The sequence below is a fragment of the Gordonibacter pamelaeae 7-10-1-b genome (assembly GCF_000210055.1).
In the GTDB taxonomy this organism is placed as follows: Bacteria; Actinomycetota; Coriobacteriia; order Coriobacteriales; family Eggerthellaceae; genus Gordonibacter; species Gordonibacter pamelaeae.
Map to the genome: position 1 here is coordinate 2,460,749 of NC_021021.1, position 1,710 is coordinate 2,462,458.

At 66.0% G+C, this 1,710-nt stretch carries 3 protein-coding genes; all 3 read left to right on the forward strand.

Features of this window, described 5'->3' with window-relative positions; genetic code table 11:
- Positions 1–175: 175 nt before the first annotated feature.
- Positions 176–409, forward strand: a complete 234-nt coding sequence (locus tag GPA_RS11475; RefSeq protein ID WP_015539960.1) for a hypothetical protein — start codon at positions 176–178, stop codon at positions 407–409.
- Positions 410–418: 9 nt separating this feature from the next.
- Positions 419–868, forward strand: coding sequence for a type II toxin-antitoxin system VapC family toxin (locus tag GPA_RS11480; protein WP_015539961.1), 450 nt, complete (start codon positions 419–421; stop codon positions 866–868).
- Positions 869–916: 48 nt separating this feature from the next.
- Positions 917–1,710 (forward strand): S-adenosylmethionine:tRNA ribosyltransferase-isomerase (locus GPA_RS11485; RefSeq protein WP_041240443.1); only part of this gene is annotated, 794 nt, incomplete at its 3' end.

The following is a 1,710-nucleotide window of genomic DNA, read 5'->3' on the forward strand; positions in this document are numbered from 1 at the left end:
CCCGCAAGCGCGCCGCCCTGCGCGCCCTGCGCGAGCAGGAGCGCGGCGAGCGGTAGCCCGGCCTTCGGCCAAAGCGCCTCGCAAGCCCTGCCGTCACGTGCCAAAGCATGGGCTTGCTTTCCAAAGTTTTAGCAAGTATACTCACAAGTATATTTGCTACCGAAGGGAGGGTGACATGGCCCAGCTTTCGTTGTACGTGGACGATTCCACGATGGAGGATCTGCGTCGCGATGCCGCGCGCGAGGGGAAGACGCTCTCGAAGTACGCGGCGGGCGTGCTGCGCGAGCGCAAGGAGCGCAACGGGTGGCCCCGGGGGTTCTTCAACCTGTACGGCGCCTGCGACGACGACACGTTCGTGGTGCCTCCGGAGATTCCCTGGGAGCTCGACGCGCCTCGCAAGACGCTGTAGGCGGCGCGCATGTACCTCCTCGACGCCAACATTTGCATAGACTTCATGCACGGGCACCTCCCCTACGCTTACGATCTGATGCGCAGCAGCGACCCTCGCCTGTTCAAAATTCCCGCCATTGTGGAGGGAGAGCTGAGGCTCGGCATAGTGAAAAGCAAGCAATCGGAAAAAACGCGATGGCTCGTCGATGAATTCATGCTTCCCTTCGAAGTCCTTCCGTTCGATTCCGAATGCGCGCACATCTACGCGCGCATAAGGGGGGAGCTGGAAATGGCCGGTAAGGTCATCGGACCTAACGACCTCCTCATAGCTGCCACGGCGCTCGCGAACAATGCCGTGCTCGTCACGGGCAACGTGGACGAGTTCAAGCGCGTGCCGGGGCTTTCCATCGAGTCGTGGTATGAGATGACGTGGGAGGAATTGGGAATGGGGTCCTTGGCGGAGCCGGAACGCCTATAATAGGCTCTTCGACGAACCGACTGCGAACAACGCGAAGGACCCGCCCGCATGAAGACCTCCGATTTCGACTACGACCTGCCCGAAGAGCTCATCGCCCAGGAGCCCGCCGCGGAACGCGACGGTTGCCGCCTGCTGGTCATGGACCGCGCGACCGGTGCGCTTGAGGACCGCGTATTCCGCGACATCGCGGAGTACCTGCGCCCCGGCGACCTTCTGGTGGCCAACGAGACGCGCGTCATGCCGGCGCGCCTTTTGGGCGCGAAGCGCGGCACGGGCGGGGCGGCCGAGGTGTTCCTGCTGCGCCAGCACGGCACGCCCACCGAGAACCGCAGCGCGCTCTGGGAGGTGCTCGTGCGCCCCGGCAAGCGCCTGAAGCCCGGCACGGGCGCGGTGGTGGACTTTACCGATGCGGAGGGCAACGTGGCCCTGTCGGCCGAGATCGTCGACTGGCTGCCGGACGCCCAGAAGGGCGAGCGCCTGGCACGCCTCACCACGCCGCTCCCCTCCCTCGACGAGGCGCTGCACGCGGTGGGCCATACGCCGCTGCCGCCCTACATCAAGGACTACGCCGGCGACGAGGAGCTCTACCAGACGGTGTACTCGCGTCGCGAGAGCTCGGCGGCGGCGCCCACGGCGGGCCTGCACTTCACGCCCGAGCTCATCGAGCACCTGCGCGAGCAGGGCGTTCGCTGGGAGACCGTGGAGCTGGAGGTGGGCCTGGACACCTTCCGCATCGTGGACGAGGACGATCCCGAGAAGCACGTCATCCACACCGAGTTCTACACCGTGCCCGAGCGCACGGTGGCGGCCATCTCCGAGACGCGCGAGCGCGGCGGCCGCGT

Excerpts from the sequence above, each read along its gene's own strand:
- GPA_RS11475 (WP_015539960.1), top strand. The coding sequence starts at position 176 with ATGGCCCAGCTTTCGTTGTACGTGGACGATTCCACGATGGAGGATCTG.
- GPA_RS11480 (WP_015539961.1), top strand. The coding sequence starts at position 419 with ATGTACCTCCTCGACGCCAACATTTGCATAGACTTCATGCACGGGCAC.